Raw genomic sequence first — 17,130 nt, forward strand, 5'->3', positions numbered from 1 at the left:
AACGTGAGCGGATTTATTAAGGTACTGTAGATACCCTCGAGATTAAAACACAAAAAAAATAAGTATACGGATGAAAAAAATTCTTGTCACAGGATCCAATGGCTTTTTGGGTCAAAAGGTCGTCGACCTACTTGCTGGAAATGATCTTTATGAAGTTACAGCCATTTCGAAAGGCCCGAATAGAAACCCTAATCAAGCGGGATATATTTTCTATCAGGTCGATTTGTTGGATCGGACCCTATTAGCGGATTTTTTATCCAACCATATTTTTGATGCGATTATACACACCGCTGCCATGACCAGTGTGGAAGCATGTGAAGCCGATAAAGCGGCCTGCCAGCTGATTAATGTAGATCTGGTACAAACACTAGCAAGTTACTGCGAAAAAAATAAGACACAGTTGGTGCATCTCTCTACTGATTTTGTATTTGACGGCAAAAAAGGTACAGCCTATAATGAATTGGACGCCCCCACCCCACAAAGTGAGTATGGAAAAAGCAAATATGCCTCTGAGCAAGTACTCATGCAGTCTTCCTGTCATTATGCGATCCTACGTACAATTTTGGTTTATGGTATCAACGGAGATCCGAATCGTTCCAACTTAGTCCTTTGGGCAAAGGCAAAGCTCTCACAAAAAGAAGCTATAAAAGTGGTTAATGACCAATGGAGAATGCCTACCTTTGTAGATGATTTAGCGCATGCTTGTCAATTGGCTATTGAACGACAAGCTCAGGGAATATTTCATATCTCTGGAGCGGAGTTGATGTCTATTAATGAGGCGGTTTATAAAATCGCAGATTATTGGAAACTGGACAAAACATTGATTTCAGAAATCAGCGCGTCAAGTATTGGACAAGCGGATAACAGGCCACGCCAGACAGGTTTTGATCTCAGTAAATCGAAAAATGAACTGGGCTATGTACCAACAGCGTTTATGAAATCTTTGGAAATAATTGATAGCCAATTCAAAGAATTTGGACGATAATGACAACAAACGATATGATAGAGAAATTTGCGAGAGAGTCATACACAGAGATGAACGAATTGGTCCTGCCTAACGATACCAACACATTTGGAAATCTAATGGGCGGCCGTTTATTATACTGGATGGATATCTGTTCAGCTATTGCTGCACAAAAGCATTGTAGCAATGTGGTCGTTACGGTATCTGTGGATAATGTATCTTTTAAGCGTTCAATCAAATTGGGTGAAGTGGTCACCATACAAGCGCAAGTGACACGTGCATTTAACAGCTCCCTGGAGGTACGCATGGAAATTTTCGCGTCTAATCTGCCCGAGGGCACACGCGTAAAAACCAATGAGGCATATTATACCTTTGTTGCTGTAGACGCCGACAACAACCCTAAAGCTGTCCCTGTATTGATACCTGAGACAGAGTCAGAACACAAAGCTTACGAAGATGCCCTTCAACGGCGAGAACTTCGCCTTATTCTTGCGGGAAAACTGAAACCGGAAAATGCAAAAAAATTAAAAGCATTGGTCAGTTTATTCAGTCAAAAGAACTGATACGATAGGCTATAATTGCAATAAATAAAAAGAGAGAACATGTTCATGTTCTCTCTTTTTATTTATTGTACTAGCCAAACAATGCAGTACCTGGGCCTATCATTCGTCTGAATCAACTAGTCCTCGTTGCCTAAGGCTAATATTCGATCAAATTCTTCAGGTTTTAGCGGCATTACTGATAAACGGCCCTGTCTTACCAAAGCGATATCCTGTAACTGTTCATCTGCTTTGATCGTCTCCAGGGTGACAGATTTCTTCAATGTTTCAACAGGAGCCAGATCTACAACAACCCAACGTTCGTCATCTGTTGTGGGGTCCTGATAAAATTCTTTCACCACCTTAGCGACACCAACCACATCCTTTCCTTCGTTGCTATGATAGAACAGGACCAAGTCCCCTTCTTTCATAGCTTTCATATTATTCCTAGCCTGGTAATTGCGTACACCATCCCAAAACGTCCGTCCATCTTTATTGAATTGTTCCCAACTATATTTAAATGGTTCAGATTTTACTAAGAAATATTGCATAGTCAAATATTTGTTAAGCGTTAAAAACTATTGTTGCGGCATTAATACTTCCATTTTATCCGCAAAATGCGCACAGTAATCACGCAAGTCGCCAATAACCTTCTCAGCCATGGGATCTCCACCTGCAGAACGGATAAATGAATCGCCTAAGGTTTGTAAGGTTTCGTAAAAAAAACGTTTCATTTCATCATAAGGCATGTCTTTTGTCCAAAGATCAATGCGCATTGAATTTTTATAATGTGAATCCCATAAGGCTAAAAACATTGCTTTAGCAGGTAATTCTTCTGCATTATTCCCATCTGTGGAGGACCACATGATGTTTTCAGGAACATTGTTTTCGTCAAGCTCTACTTGTAATTTTATTTCCGCTTTTTTCATTTTAGTATTGAGTATTGAGATATGAGTATTGAGATTTTACCTCAACAAGCCTCCGGCTTATCCACCATCTCCATTTTTTAATTTTCCGCTACGCGAATGTCACTTTAACGATCAGGCTGGCAACGCAGACCACGACCAAAAATGCTAACTGCAACATCCACATTTTTTTATTCTCTTTGATAAGTACTCTAAACAAAATATCGACTGCCGTCAGTAGTACCATCAAGGCTATAAATGCTCCCCATGTAAATAGTGCCTTTTCGTCATTGGGATTTTCCATAACAAACCATGCTACCAAGCATGCACTCGCGATATTTAATGGGGTAAACCGCATTTTTTTAACTATCGTTTCTTGAAACTACGATTTGATCCTGTTGCCTTACCACCGCCAGACTTCCCTTTGCTCTTAGTCTTCGGTTTAAAGCCTGAGGCACGTTGTGCTTCACGTACTTCCTTTTGTTTGATCACATATTTCTTTTCATGGAAGGCTCCCTGATAATCCGGGTTGTCTTTTTTCTTTTGATTATCAATATCACGGGCTATATCCTGTTTCTCCTGAAAAGGTGTTTTCTCAACGAATACCTCCTCTGGCATTGGATACACCGGAATACTCTGCTTAATCAATTTCTCAATTTTTCGGACATAATATTTCTCGGCTTCATTGCAAAAAGTGATTGCATCCCCTTCATTGAAGGCTCTACCAGTACGTCCGATACGATGCACATAGTCCTCTATAACAATAGGAACTTCAAAGTTGATAACATGGCTCACATTGGACACATCAAGTCCCCGTGCTGCGACGTCCGTTGCAACTAGGATACGGATATTTCCCTCCTTAAATGCATTGATCGAGTTTATACGGGTATTCTGCCCTTTATTGGCATGAATGACACGAACTTCATCTTTGCCATATTTACGCTCTAGAAAATGAAAAACGTTATCTGCAACTTGTTTTGTTTTACAAAAAACAATCAATCTACTAAAAGCTTCATCATCTTTCAATAGATGCTGTAGTAAATTCAGCTTCGTTTTTTGGTTAGGAACAAGATATAAAGCCTGACTGACCGTTTTTGCTGGTGTAGCTTGTTCAGACACCTCTATAACAGTAGGAAAAGCAAGAAAATCTCCAGCGATCTTACGAACAAGCTCACTCATCGTTGCTGAAAACAATAGATTTTGACGTTTGCGCGGGACGATTTCCAATACCCGGTGGATTTTGCTGATAAATCCCATATCCATCATCTTGTCCGCTTCGTCCAAAACTAAAAATTTGAGTGATTTAACAACGATATGTCCTTCTAAGTACAAATCAAGGAATCGACCCGGTGTAGCAACGATAATATCAACTCCTTTTTCAAGTGTTTCTATTTGAGTTTTTGGGCCTAATCCGCCATACAATACAACAGAACGTAAATCGAGATAAGTAGAAAATAATTTGATGTTCTCCTCGATCTGCATCGCCAACTCTCTGGTTGGTGTCAAGATCAGGGCACGCGCATCATTTCCTTGTGCATACTTCAATTTCATCAACATGGGCAATACAAATGCAGCCGTTTTTCCGGTTCCGGTCTGCGCTATTCCCATCACATCCTGCCCCGCCAATATCGGTGTAATTGCCTTTTCTTGGATCTCAGTCGGTTGTTCATACCCCGCTTCTGTGATCGCATTTAAGATCTGTTTATTGAATTTAAAATTTTCAAATGATTGCTGCATCCGACAAAGATAAGGAAAAGAGTCCATTTGACTTTCTTCGATGAACATTCCGGCACACATTTACTTTTAATTGACATAAAAATTGGGAAAAAGAACAATATAAAGTCTAATATTTTGGTTTTTAATAGAATTAAAGCATTTTTGTACGGTATAAACAAACTTTTTATCAGGTTGATATGAAAAAATTATGGATGTGTTTGTTGTTGATAACAACAAGCTTTGCTGCATTTGCCGATGAGGGAATGTGGTTTTTAATGTATCTGAAGCGTCTAAATGAGGCAGATATGCAAAAAAAGGGGCTTCGTTTGAGTGCCGAAGAGATCTACAGCATTAACAACTCTAGCTTAAAAGACGCTATCGTGCAATTCGCTGGTGGCTGTACAGCGGAAATTGTCTCAGATCAGGGCCTGGTATTCACTAATCACCACTGTGGCTACGGAGCAATTGCTGAATTGTCAACACCAGAAAACGACCACTTAACAAATGGTTTTTGGGCAAAATCGAAAAGTGAGGAATTGAAACCTAAATCGCTATCTGTACGCTTTTTTGTACGTATGGATGATGTTTCAAAACGTATCTTAGGTTTGGTTAACAATAAAATGACTGAAGATGAGCGCAACAAAATCATAGCGGCTGAGATTGCAAAAATCCAAAAGGAAAACAGCGAAAATGGAAAGTATATTGTTGAAGTAAAATCTTTCTACCAAGGAAATGAGTATTATTATTTTGTGTATCAAGATTATAATGACGTACGTTTAGTGGGAACTCCACCAAATAGTATTGGTAAATTCGGTGGCGACACGGACAACTGGGAGTGGCCTCGTCACACTGGTGACTTTTCAATTTTCCGCGTCTATGCAGACAAAAACGGGAAACCTGCCGAATATGCACAGGACAATGTTCCGTTGAAACCAAAACATTTCTTACCTGTTAGCTTAAAAGGTGTTCAGGAAGGTGATTTTGCCATGATCCTTGGTTATCCTGGTCGTACCAATCGTTGGATGCCTTCAGGAGGAATCAATCAAAACGTGAAATTTGCGTACCCTGCTTGGGTTGAAGCTTCCAAAACAGGTATGGATGCCATGAAGAAATTCATGGATCAGGATCAAGCGGTCAAATTAAACTATGCTTCGAAATATTCTCAAGTAGCCAATTACTGGAAAAATCGTCAAGGTATGATTGATGCGTTGACCTTACATAAAACGGCGGCATCTAAAGCAAAAGATGAGGTCAAATTTGACAAATGGGCAAATAAGGCTGCCAATAAAGCGGAATACGGTGATGTGATCAAAACAATCAATGCATTCTATACCGCAACCAACGAGCAAGCGAAACACGATAATTATTTGATGGGTATGATCCGTTCTAGTGCGATCGCTACTTTACCGTACTCCATCGGTTCTGGTTTAGAAGTTTATGCTACGGCTGATGAAGCCCGGAGAAAAGATATCCTTCCACGTTTAAAATCAGCGATTGATGCTGGCTACGAAAAAATGTATATGCCACTAGAAGAACAGGTATTGATCGACGAGCTGAATCTATACGCAAAAAAGGCCGGAAATATCGCACCTTATGTTGCTGAATTAGCGACTAAAAACAATAACGATTTTACAGCCTATATCAAAGAATCCGTAAAGAACAGCATTTTTGCTTCTGCAGAGCGTTTAAACAATTACTTGGAAAACCCAAATGCTGAAATTTTAGCAAATGATCCATTGTATAAGTTATCTTCGGCGTTGATCAGCAAATACCGTCAGGAAGATCCTAGCGCAAAAGCTGAGCATGACAAATTTGACGGAGCTTACCGCAAATATGTTGCTGGCGTATTGGCTTCCAATCCAAAAGGTAAATTCTATCCAGATGCAAACAGCACATTGCGTCTTTCTTATGGCACTATCAAAGGCTTACCAAAAGACCCACGTAACGACGCTGATAAGAACTTCTATACAACCCTAAAAGGTACTGTTGCGAAATACAAAAAAGGTGATGAAGAGTTCGATTTGCCACAACGTTTGATGGATTTGTACAAAAATAAGGACTATGGTCGTTACGCTGACAAAAAAGGATATTTACCAGTAAACTTCCTAAGTGACAACGATATAACTGGCGGAAACTCCGGTTCTCCGGTAATAAATGGCAATGGCGAATTAATTGGCCTAGCTTTTGATGGTAATATCGAGGCGATGGCTGGTGATGTGATCTTCGACCATAAGCTACAACGTACAATTTCAGTTGACATCCGTTATGTATTATTTATCATCGATAAATTTGCTGGCGCAACTAACATTATTGACGAACTTAAGATTGTTGAATAGTTTTTTTTAAGCTTTTTCGATAAAAAAAAACGAAATTTATTTTCAAATTGATTCGTTTTTGTATATTTAGGGAGTGTTTAGGAAAAACCATAAAAACTAAAATTATAATTATAAAAAAATGGAAAACTACGTAAAATTAAAAGAGTTAGTAGCTTCTATCGAAGCTGATGCAGACAAGTTCTTCAACAATGGTAATTCTGCTGCTGGTACACGTGTACGTAAAGGATTACAAGACATCAAAACCTTAGCACAAGAAATTCGTAACGAAGTTACTGCTAAGAAAAACGACGGAAAATAATCTTTCTTGAGTTTACATAAAAAAGGCCTTTCAAATGAAGGGCCTTTTTTATGCGTTAATGCGACCTAAAACTTGTTACAAGTAGTAACAGCCCATCAAGAGGTTATACACCTTCACTCCGAGATAATCACCCAATACAGCATTTAGTTTGTCGTAAACTTGCTTTCTATTCAAAGGTTTGTCTTTTTTCTTAAGAAACTCGTTAGAAGAAATCGTCACAGGACTCAACTCTACTTTGGTGGCAAACATATTATAGTGGAGCTCTGGAACAGCCAAACCCAAAATCATCCCAGGTAGACCATTGAATGCAGATGGCCCGCCAGATACGGGAATTTGATCTGTGTAAAATGCAACAGCATAGATTGAATCAAGTACAAGACCATTTGCTCTGCGGCATTGGTATCCTGCGATCTCCCTGTACTCGTTCGTAATTTTCCACTTAATCTTAAGGGTAGAATCGGCTATCACAATCCGTTCTCCTGCCAATTCAAAAGTAGATTTGAATTCCTTTGTTTTCAAATTCTGATAACTGCTGATTCCCGACTCAAAAATTCCCATCCGCATCAGTTGCTGAGCAGCCTCAGGATAATCTTCAGGAATATGTTCGCAAAGGACTTCATTTGCAGAAAATTTCAAGGTCTTTCTAAGCACCTGATTTTCTGGCGCCCCTTCCACTATTCCCTTTAATGCATTTCGGCTCTCTTCATCCTTAGAATAAGCCGCATAGCGCTTGATCAAATTTTTAAGAAATACGGTTTTCTCAAAAGTAATCGTTCCCTGATCTGGAAAATAAGCATATTGACCCTCCGCCGCCTTTCCCAAACACAGTATTAAAAATAGGGTTATTATATTTCTGATCGTTCTCATTCTATTTTGATTTGACTAACATCTTGTTGATTTCCCAGCTCAGTTTTACCATATAATACCTACCGATCGTATTAAATCGGCGCTCGGTCAAAAGTGTTCCATTTTGATTTCGCTCAAAGCCAACATTTTGGTTCAATACGTCATTGATCATAAATGTCAGTTCCAACTTCTCATCTTTCATAAACTTTTTTGACAGCCCAGGACTCAACACAAAACGCTCGAATTTCTTACTATAAACTGCAGTTGGTGCCTGATATCTATAATTAAAATCTGTCCGTAATACAAATTTGGCTGGCAGGAAGTATTTAAATTCTCCATTAGAAGAGAATGTAAAACCTTTACTATCTTCCATCATTCCAATTGAATTATCCTGGATGACATATCCCGGTGAAACTTCAAGTCCAAAATCCAAACCTTTTGTGGAGGACTTTTGAAGTCCATAACTCAATGAATAGGTCTGAAACTTTGCATTGGCCAAAACATTATTCACGTAATTATAATTATTACCAATAGAAATAGTAGGTCCCCCACCGTGTCTCAATTGATACTTTTTCCATAAAATCCCATAATACATTGGTCTTATACTAATCTGATTATTGGCATTATGGTTCAAGTTATCCCAGATAAAGGTCGTTTTGCCGACAGAGTCTATTGTCGTGTTTTGTACCAAAGCATTATTCGTTCGGGAAGCATTAATGTAAATACCATAAAACTCACCTGTAAGAATTGAGAAAGATCTAAAATTTAGATTCAATTCATTCGTATAAGATGGCTTTAAATTTTCGTTTCCTAAATATTCGTTCAATGGATCAAGATTTGACCGTAGTGGCTGAATCTGATTGAGCGAAGGTAATCCATTTGTTCCTCTATAGATCACGGAAATAGATCTATTTTTTTTAATCTCATAGTTTAAATCCAAAATGGGATTATAAACAAAGAAAGATCTGGACAAATGTGCGTCGTCCGCTCTGTTCAATTGTGACAAATCACTATTTTCAAACCTGTTGGCTATGTTAACAACAAATTTTTCCATCGGCTTATAGTTGATCGAAAGATTATAGGTGTTCTTCGTGGTTTTATACAGAAAGTCATTACTATATACATCATCCAAATCATCGTAGTCTCCTGTTTTTGGATTTTTATTCAGAGACTTTACCGAATTGCTATTGCGGTCAAAATTAATACCATATTCAAAAGCTAGTATGACCTTTTTTGATAACGGCTCAGAATAAGACAGTTCACCACCGACTGCAAATGTATTGTTATCGATAACTTTTTTCTGATCCAAGGTGGTATTTCCCACAGAATCTCCATTTCTATAGTAAACTAAGCTGGAATATAGCTGTTGGTCTCCATCCTGCTTACTTCCTGAGGTGAAATAATTGACTGTTAATGACCGGCCCTTTTTCTTAAATCGTTTCACATAAAGTGCTGAACCATTATACTGCTCCGACTTGGTATCATTTTGAAAATCTCGGGTATTTCCATTAACCATCTGATCAAATTGGTTGACTGTATTTGAGATCGTTCTCGAAGAACTGATATCCCGTCTCCTATTTGCGCCTGCCCATACAGTCAAATCGGATAAAGAATCAATTTTAAATTCATATTTCAGTCCAACGTTATGTCTTTTATTATCACTGGAAGCAGCTGTTTTGTTATTGCTAATCAGAATGGTATCTCTTGCTGCATTTCTGCTAAATATACTTCTATCCAGATCAACATTTGACTGGCTATATTTATAGTCAATCCGCCAGGAATGCTTCTTATTTGCGGTTTTATCCGAATATAAGAAACCCGTATTGAGGGACTTTGGAATTCCTTCGCCCTCAAAATTTCCGGAACCGTCTCCATCACCGCCTATACTTGAAGCTTCCTGACCATTCAATCCTGTTTTGCCTGTATTACTCGCGATCAAATAAGTTGAAACCCGAAAAGATTGGTTAAAATAATTCAAAAATCCCTGACCAAGATAAAATTTATTGTTTCCTCCTCCAGCATCAACTTTTCCAAAAATACCACGTTTCGCTTCCTCTTTTAGCTTAACATTGATGGTCTGTGTACGTACGCCATCATCAATACCTGTTTTCTCCGCTTTATCAGATTTTTTCTCATAGACCTGAATCTTATCCACCATATCCGAACGGATATTTCGGCTTACCAATTTTGGATCGTCACCAAAAAACTCCTCCCCATCAACAAGCATCTTTTCGACTGTTTTCCCTTGTGCGGTAATCTTTCCAGAGGCATCTACAGTGATCCCCGGCAAAACTTTCAGAAGGTCCTCAACCTTCGCATTCTTTTCTACCTTGAAACTCCGGGCATCGTACTCCGTTGTGTCTCCCTTTATTGTTATCGGAATCCGGCCCGTTACGATTACCTCCTGTAGTAAAGTAGCACTATTTGTAAGCCCGATCGACAGGTCTGTATAATCCCTCTTTGGCAAGATATCGGCATAATATTCGCCATATTTTGGATAGGTTACAATAAGTATATATTGGCCAGTATCTGGTTGTAGTAAAGAGAACCTCCCATCTTCATCGGATCGGGTGAAGTCTGTCAGAATAGAATCTTTGGCAGTTAACAACATAATCGTCGCATTATGAAGTTTAAGCTTATCTTTTGCGTCGTTAATTTTTCCCTCGATTTTGGATTGCGCCTGAACTATTCCGCATAAGCAAAGTAGAAAAAGTAAAAGTGATAACCACACTCTTTTCATAAAATTTATTAAATGGTATTTAGTGACAAATTGTAATAGCAGGCAAAACTACTATTTTACTGGATGTTTTTTGCTTCGTCATAAAAAAAAATAACTATGTAATGAAAAAAATCACCAACAAACTCAGGATAACTCAATATAAGTCAGATGATATCAACAAAATTTCATGTAAAATCATCAATAATAACATTGATTTTATTTTGCCACCATCGACAAAGGGCTATCCATGGATAGCCCTTTGTCGATCAGAACAGCTAGTATTTTTAAATCACATTGTCTATTGAATAAGATGATCCTCCTATAAATTGCCTAGCTCCATAATAAATTGAACCGTTTCCTTATTCATGTGCTGTGATAATACGCCCGAAATCTGATCGGTCATTGTCTTTCTCGTCATCCGTTTCACTTTGCTTTTTTCGAATCTCTTTTTATCCATGACCACATCATTGCTTAATTCGACTTTAGTGGCAAAATAGGAAACATGCTGGCTGGGCACCACCAATCCAAGAATCATCCCGGGAAGCCCGTTGATAGACTCAGGTCCACCACTGATCGGAATCTCGTTACAATAATACCCGATCACATAAATCGAATCAGCTGTAAGACCATTGGCTCTCCGGCAACTGTAACCTGCAATTTCACGATATTCATCAGTAACTTTCCATTTGATACGTTTCATTGTATCCTCCACAATAATCTTTTCACCTACGATATCATTATACCTTAGAAAAGAGCGGGTCGTCATATTGGACAAGGTAACCCCTTCAAAATCCAGCGCAAAGGTCATAATATACTTTTTAACCATCTCATCTAGATTATCATCTTTGACAGGTTCAAACAAAGTTTCATTGGCATTGAATTTTAAGGTCTTTTTCAATACGGCATTTTCAGGCAGCTTGGGTAACACCTGTTCAAAAAATATTTTTGATTTATCATCAGCCTTGGCCAAGAATTTCTTACCCACAATATTCTTCATGTACATGGTCTTATCGTAGGAAATGCTCCCGGACCTTCCGAATAGTGTGTACTGCGCCTTGAGGCTTAGAACAGTACAACAGAAACATAGGAAAACGATATATTTTAGCATGGTATTTATCTTAAATTTTATAAAAATATTTTTGTGAAGTCCCAAGATAGCTTGAGCATATAATATCTACGGATCGTATCATAACGGCGTTGTGTAAAAATTGATGTTGATGCCGAACGACTGAAACCTTTATTTTGGTCAAGCACATCATTGATCATAAAATCCAACATGAGCGATTCATTCTTCAGGAATTTTTTACTTACCCCGGGGTGTAACAAAAATTGTTCAAATTTTTGATCAAAAGCCTTCGTTGCTGCTTCGTAGGTATAGCTATAGTTTGTATATACTTTAAAGGTTTTGCCAATAAAATATTCTACACTTCCATTCGATCCAAATACAAAGCCGTTACTATTTGTGTTGCGCTCCAAGCTGGATTTCATTAACCGATATTGGGGACTGAAGTTCAAATCAAAATTCAATCCAGTCTTCGTATCTCTTTTAAAATTGTATGTAAAATTAAAATTCGTTGTATTGACTTTGTTTAGTTGCTGATTGAATAGATTATAATTGTCACTCATATTCAGATAGAACTGTGGCGAATTGGACAAGCCTAATTTTTTGCTCAATTTAAAATGATAGCCAGACCAGATGTTCACAGAGGTATTTGTTTTACCCTTTACATTGTTCCAAGTATAGATATTGAGTCCTTTTACAGTATCAATATTTTGCGTGATTGGATTTTTATCCAAAGTGATATTCCCACCCGCATAGACATAACTTCCAGTCAGAATACGAAAGGAGTTATAATTGATATTTAGAGAGTTTCTAAAAGAAGGTTTTAAATTTTCATTTCCCAAATAACGGTTGATCTGATCCGAGTTATCCAGAATAGGCTGAATCTGAGTCATGGAAGGCAGCTGATTCTTTCCTGTGTAATTCAACCATAACCCCTTGGTTTTTGTAAAAGAATATCCCGCACTTACATTGGGATTATACGTAAAATAACTTCTGGACAACCCTTGCTTACTATTGTTGTTATATTGCTCCAGTTTATCGTTATTAAAATTATTGGCAACGGTAAACTTAAACTTGTCCGTCGTATGCACTATGGCTAATTTATACCTGCTGCTCCGTCTATCAAAATCGTAATTGTTACTGAAACGAGTGTCTAGGTCATTATATTTCCCTTCAGCATCTTTATTGAATGATTCAACACGGGAGGAGTTATTACTACTTTCTATGCCAGTTCCGACAACAAGATTCCAAACTTTTGATAACGGCTCTGTATACGACACCGAAGCGCCTAACACGTCATTTTTATTATTGCGTTCTTTGCGTTGATCTGTAGAGTCTATTGGTGTATAACCTGCGGTATCCTTCTTAGCTAAACTATTTTCAACAGTTGAGAATAGATAACCATCTCCTATCATTTCACTTCGTCTGAATTGACCATCAAATGTAAATGAACGTCCCTTTTTCTTAAATTTATGTGTAAAATAAGTACTAAAATTCAATTCGTTGATTGTATTCTTGATGGTCTCATGAGTTTTTTCAGCTACAGTTGTATCCATATTCTGAGTAAACTGATAGCCTTCACGTCTGTTGTCCGACCAAAGATTTTTGCGGGAAGCTCCGCCCCGGATGGTCAAAGTATTTAATGAATCAAAATTCAGATCATATTTTAAATTGGCGCGATGCTGATCGTTCTCCGTATCTATGGATTTAGTTGATTTATTATTGATCAGGCCAGTACTAATTGTCTCATCATCTCCATCACTGCTTAATCTTCCGTATTTATAGTTGATATTGACATTATGTTTATCCTTGTTGAATTTATCCGAAAAATTGACACCAGAATTGATCGCACGCGGTATACCGATAACACCTTGTCCAGAAAAAGGATCCGTAAAATTCGTCCAGGACATGGATCCGTCATCCCCATATGAAACACCCGAGTCACCACCATATTTCTGTGCATCCTGCCAGTTCATACTTGTCGTCCCATTATTTCCAAAAAGACCATAAACAGAGATCTTTTGAGATCCCTTGAATTTGTTTAACATCAACTGCCCCATGTAATAGTCACTGGTACCGCCACCCAGCAAGGCTTTTCCGAACATGCCATTTTTGGAACCATCTTTTAGTTTGACATTAATAGTCTGTTCGCGTTGACCGTCATCTACACCTGTTCGTTCTGCCTGCTCGGATTTCTTTTCATACACCTGTACCTTATCAACCATATCCGATCGAATATTGCGGGTCACCAATGTCGGATCATCACCAAAAAACTCCTCGCCATCCACGAGTACCTTTTTGACAGTTTTACCTTGCGCGGTAATTTTTCCGGACGCATCGACAGTAATCCCCGGCAAGACTTTCAACAAATCTTCAACCTTCGCATTTTTCTCTACTTTAAAACTACCAGCGTCATACTCTGTGGTATCCCCTTTTATAGTAATGGGAATTCGACCAGTAACAATAACTTCCTCCAATAAAGTGGCCGTTTTGGTCAGTCCAACAGCTAGCTTGGAATAATCCCTGTCTTTAGAAATCTCTGTATAATAATCACCGTATTTGGGATAACTTACGATTAATAGATAGGATCCTGTATCTGGCTTTGATAAAGAAAAAAGTCCATTTTCGTCTGATCTCGTAAAACCTGTCAATATGGAATCTTTAGCGGTTAGCAACATGACTGTTGCATCAGATAGCTTAATCTGATCTTTTACATCACTTATTTTTCCGGCAATTTTGGACTGCCCTAGTGCTATTCCATGAACACCGAAAACGAAAAACAAGAGAATTTGCAAAACTCTTTTCATAAAATTGTTGGATAGTATATGAATATCAATATAACATTAGTATATAAAACCAATGTTTTGTTACAGTAAATTTAATTTTATTTCTCAAAAAGTATTTTAAACGATCTACGGCTAATTGAGACGAAATAAAAAGGCTATATAATCAGGATATAACGATCGGATAAATTCCACAAAAGGTTCGGAATTATTGATAGCTCTTATCGCGTTGTATCTTGATCAATTTCCATAATTGATGACAGAAAGAGCAGATTAATACCACAAAAACAATTTGGGAGAGTATCATTGTATAATTGCGGTATGTAGCCATCGTTTCCATCACCTCTAATCGATTCATCCAATAGTTATTGAGTAGAATACCACAGATTGATCCCAACAGAAAAAATATAATGGCATATTTTCTATCTGAAAGAGCTTTAGATTTTGCATTTTCTAAATCTGCAATCTGGCCCATAATACGTTGTTCAAAGTCATCAAAGGGCATGTTTACTTTGCTCATTTGCATGGCCTGTTTCATTTTCTTGTGTTTGTTATCCATGATATTCGGATTTTTTCATCAATTGACTCAATACTAGTTGCATATTTTTTCGTGCCCGATGTAGAATAACTTTCGTATTAGCGAGCGTCCAGCCCATTATTTCCTGAATTTCTTCCATTGATTGTTCCTCCAAATAGAATAGGCGTAGGGCGACAGATTCTTTGGGTGATAAAATAGCAAGGGCGTCATTAATCATTTCTCTTCGCTCATTGTCTATAATTTCATCAAGAATAGATTCATCATAGGCTTGGTCATGATCTGTCAGATCAAAGTCGATCAGTGTCAATTTCTTATACCTTATGCTATTAAAAGCAATATGAACAACGATACGATAAAACCAGGTGCTAAATTTTGATTTACCTTTAAATGAGGACAGCGACTGATAACATTTTATAAAAGCATCTTGAACAACATCCTCAGCCAAATGTTCCTGCTTGACAATGGAAAGCGCAACAGAAAAGGCCATATCCTGATAGGTTTTTATAAAATACCGGTATGACTCTACATCCCCGGACAGTATTTTTCGAATATAGATTTCATCCATTGAATGGCTAAATATCGCGTTTTTTATCCAGTTTATTCGCTACAATCATTGCCACACCGGCAGCTATGATCAAAATTGCGACCGCGAGTGAATCAGGCAAATCGGCACTCACATAGTTTTGTATTACGCCCACGATAAACAACCCAATACCTATTCCTAATACCAGAATCCCCGGTTTTTGCCAGTCAGCAGGCTGTCTTCTTCTTTCCTCCCCCGGGATATTGATTGCGGTACTGCGATAACGCATGACAAAATAAACACAAAGTGTGATACAGGTGAATAATCCCACAGCCATAACTGCTGCCATTGTCTGTTTTTCCATAATGATTTGATTTAGTTTTAACATTAGTCACTATCACTTCCGAAAAGGTTACAACAAATTGAGTTAAATGTGTCTATTTGTGTAGATTTGTTTCAAATACAAACAATATGCAAAACATTAAAGAATATGTAGAAGCAAACAAGCAACGTTTTTTAGATGAGTTGTTTGATTTATTGCGTTTACCTTCCGTCAGTGCCGATCCTAAATTTAAGGGCGACGTACAGAAGACTGCTGAATTTGTTGCTCAAAAGTTGCGTGAAGCAGGTGCTGACAACGTAGAAGTCTGTGCCACTGCTGGTAATCCAATCGTTTATGGTGAAAAAATTATTGATCCTTCATTGCCAACTGTACTGACTTATGGTCACTACGATGTACAGCCAGCAGATCCATATGAGTTGTGGGATACCCCTCCTTTTGAACCGACTATCCGCGATGGCAAAATATATGCCCGTGGTTCGGCAGATGACAAGGGACAGTTTTATATGCATGTGAAAGCTTTCGAATATATGATGCAAAACAATGCTTTGGCATGTAACATCAAATTTATGATCGAAGGTGAAGAAGAAGTTGGTTCTGTTAACCTAGGTACATTTGTAAAAGAAAACACCGAAAGACTTAAAGCGGATGTAATCGTGATTTCGGATACGTCTATGATCAGCATGGCGCAACCGTCTTTGGAGACAGGTCTCCGTGGACTTTCTTATGTCGAAGTTGAAGTCACTGGACCAAATCGTGATTTACACTCAGGTGTATATGGTGGTGCTGTTGCAAACCCGGCTACAATTCTCGCAAAACTCATTGCTTCTCTGCATGATGAAAACAATCATATTGCAATCCCTGGATTTTACGACGATGTCGTTGAATTAACGGTTGAAGAACGCAAAGCATTAAATGAAGCTCCATTTGATATCGAAGAATACAAATCAGATTTGGGTATTCAGAATATCTGGGGAGAGAAGGGATACACAACTTTAGAACGCACAGGAATCCGTCCTACTTTGGAGGTCAATGGTATCTGGGGTGGATATATCGGTGAAGGTGCCAAAACCGTGTTACCTTCCAAAGCAAATGCAAAAATCTCGATGCGCCTTGTTCCAAACCAAAATTCTGAACGCATTACTGAACTATTCAAAAAACATTTTGAGGGGATCGCACCAGATTATGTTAAAGTAGAAGTAAAACCGCATCACGGCGGTGAACCAGTAGTCACACCAACAGATAGTGTTGCCTATAAAGCTGCTGAAAAAGCATTACATGAAACATTTGGCGTAAAACCAATCCCTACACGTGGTGGTGGATCTATTCCAATTGTTGCTTTATTTGAAGACGTTCTAGGACTAAAAACAGTGCTCCTTGGATTTGGACTTGACAGCGATAACCTGCATTCTCCAAACGAGAAATATGGAATAGAGAATTACCTAATGGGTATCTCTACAATTCCTTTATTTCATAAATATTACGCAGAACTAAGCAAATAATTTAGTTTTTCATTAGATAAAGGGTTATTTTTAAATTTTAGAAATAACCCTTTATCGT

At 38.1% G+C, this 17,130-nt stretch carries 16 protein-coding genes; 5 read left to right on the plus strand and 11 right to left on the minus strand.

What is annotated here, in order from left to right:
- Positions 1-70: 70 nt before the first annotated feature.
- Both OGI71_RS16080 and OGI71_RS16085 read left to right on the plus strand, forming a co-directional pair.
- On the plus strand, positions 71-985 hold the full coding sequence (locus OGI71_RS16080) for an SDR family oxidoreductase (RefSeq protein ID WP_282250259.1): 915 nt from the start codon (positions 71-73) through the stop codon (positions 983-985).
- A 14-nt stretch (positions 986-999) separates the two neighbouring features.
- Positions 1,000-1,527, plus strand: a complete 528-nt coding sequence (locus OGI71_RS16085; protein ID WP_120261652.1) for an acyl-CoA thioesterase — start codon at positions 1,000-1,002, stop codon at positions 1,525-1,527.
- Between the two features lie 116 nt (positions 1,528-1,643).
- Here the strand turns inward: OGI71_RS16085 and OGI71_RS16090 are convergent, their stop codons facing one another.
- The 4 genes from OGI71_RS16090 to OGI71_RS16105 all read right to left on the minus strand — a co-directional run bounded on the left by OGI71_RS16090 (position 1,644) and on the right by OGI71_RS16105 (position 4,145).
- Positions 1,644-2,054 carry an EVE domain-containing protein gene (locus OGI71_RS16090; RefSeq protein WP_257093906.1) on the minus strand — a complete coding sequence of 137 codons (411 nt, stop codon included), beginning with the start codon at positions 2,052-2,054 and terminating at the stop codon, positions 1,644-1,646.
- 27 nt (positions 2,055-2,081) lie between these two features.
- Positions 2,082-2,432 (minus strand): gliding motility protein GldC, encoded by a 351-nt coding sequence (gldC, locus tag OGI71_RS16095; protein ID WP_282250266.1) that lies wholly within the window; start codon positions 2,430-2,432, stop codon positions 2,082-2,084.
- A gap of 88 nt (positions 2,433-2,520) precedes the next feature.
- The gene (locus OGI71_RS16100) at positions 2,521-2,766 is read right to left on the minus strand and encodes a hypothetical protein (RefSeq protein WP_282250267.1); all 246 of its coding nucleotides are present in this window, start codon (positions 2,764-2,766) and stop codon (positions 2,521-2,523) included.
- A gap of 8 nt (positions 2,767-2,774) precedes the next feature.
- Positions 2,775-4,145, minus strand: coding sequence for a DEAD/DEAH box helicase (locus tag OGI71_RS16105; RefSeq protein ID WP_282250268.1), 1,371 nt, complete (start codon positions 4,143-4,145; stop codon positions 2,775-2,777).
- A gap of 176 nt (positions 4,146-4,321) precedes the next feature.
- Between OGI71_RS16105 and OGI71_RS16110 the strand changes: the two genes are divergently transcribed.
- Together OGI71_RS16110 and OGI71_RS16115 are read left to right on the plus strand one after the other, a co-directional pair.
- Complete coding sequence (locus OGI71_RS16110; RefSeq protein ID WP_282250269.1) at positions 4,322-6,460, plus strand: S46 family peptidase; 2,139 nt, start codon at positions 4,322-4,324, stop codon at positions 6,458-6,460.
- A gap of 118 nt (positions 6,461-6,578) precedes the next feature.
- Positions 6,579-6,758 carry a hypothetical protein gene (locus OGI71_RS16115; protein ID WP_045753606.1) on the plus strand — a complete coding sequence of 60 codons (180 nt, stop codon included), beginning with the start codon at positions 6,579-6,581 and terminating at the stop codon, positions 6,756-6,758.
- Between the two features lie 75 nt (positions 6,759-6,833).
- Here the strand turns inward: OGI71_RS16115 and OGI71_RS16120 are convergent, their stop codons facing one another.
- The 7 genes from OGI71_RS16120 to OGI71_RS16150 form a co-directional block, all read right to left on the minus strand.
- Positions 6,834-7,625 (minus strand): GLPGLI family protein, encoded by a 792-nt coding sequence (locus OGI71_RS16120; protein WP_282250277.1) that lies wholly within the window; start codon positions 7,623-7,625, stop codon positions 6,834-6,836.
- Position 7,626: 1 nt separating this feature from the next.
- On the minus strand, positions 7,627-10,344 hold the full coding sequence (locus tag OGI71_RS16125) for an outer membrane beta-barrel protein (RefSeq protein ID WP_282250280.1): 2,718 nt from the start codon (positions 10,342-10,344) through the stop codon (positions 7,627-7,629).
- A gap of 298 nt (positions 10,345-10,642) precedes the next feature.
- Entirely contained in the window at positions 10,643-11,431 is a 789-nt protein-coding gene (locus OGI71_RS16130; RefSeq protein WP_282250282.1) for a GLPGLI family protein, read from the minus strand.
- 17 nt (positions 11,432-11,448) lie between these two features.
- The gene (locus OGI71_RS16135) at positions 11,449-14,193 is read right to left on the minus strand and encodes an outer membrane beta-barrel protein (protein WP_282250283.1); all 2,745 of its coding nucleotides are present in this window, start codon (positions 14,191-14,193) and stop codon (positions 11,449-11,451) included.
- 184 nt (positions 14,194-14,377) lie between these two features.
- The gene (locus OGI71_RS16140) at positions 14,378-14,728 is read right to left on the minus strand and encodes a hypothetical protein (protein WP_282250285.1); all 351 of its coding nucleotides are present in this window, start codon (positions 14,726-14,728) and stop codon (positions 14,378-14,380) included.
- A complete protein-coding gene (locus OGI71_RS16145) occupies positions 14,721-15,272 on the minus strand; it encodes a sigma-70 family RNA polymerase sigma factor (RefSeq protein ID WP_282250287.1) in 552 nt (183 codons plus the stop codon). The genes OGI71_RS16140 and OGI71_RS16145 overlap by 8 nt, the downstream gene beginning before the upstream one ends.
- Before the next feature lie 7 nt (positions 15,273-15,279).
- The gene (locus OGI71_RS16150) at positions 15,280-15,594 is read right to left on the minus strand and encodes a hypothetical protein (protein WP_282250289.1); all 315 of its coding nucleotides are present in this window, start codon (positions 15,592-15,594) and stop codon (positions 15,280-15,282) included.
- 107 nt (positions 15,595-15,701) lie between these two features.
- On the opposite strand from OGI71_RS16150, the gene OGI71_RS16155 reads away from it, so the two are divergent.
- Positions 15,702-17,072: a dipeptidase gene (locus tag OGI71_RS16155; protein ID WP_282250291.1), complete on the plus strand. Its 1,371-nt coding sequence runs from the start codon at positions 15,702-15,704 to the stop codon at positions 17,070-17,072.
- Positions 17,073-17,130: the final 58 nt, after the last annotated feature.

Origin of the sequence: Sphingobacterium sp. ML3W, assembly GCF_029542085.1 — a bacterium.
Taxonomy (GTDB): Bacteria; Bacteroidota; Bacteroidia; order Sphingobacteriales; family Sphingobacteriaceae; genus Sphingobacterium.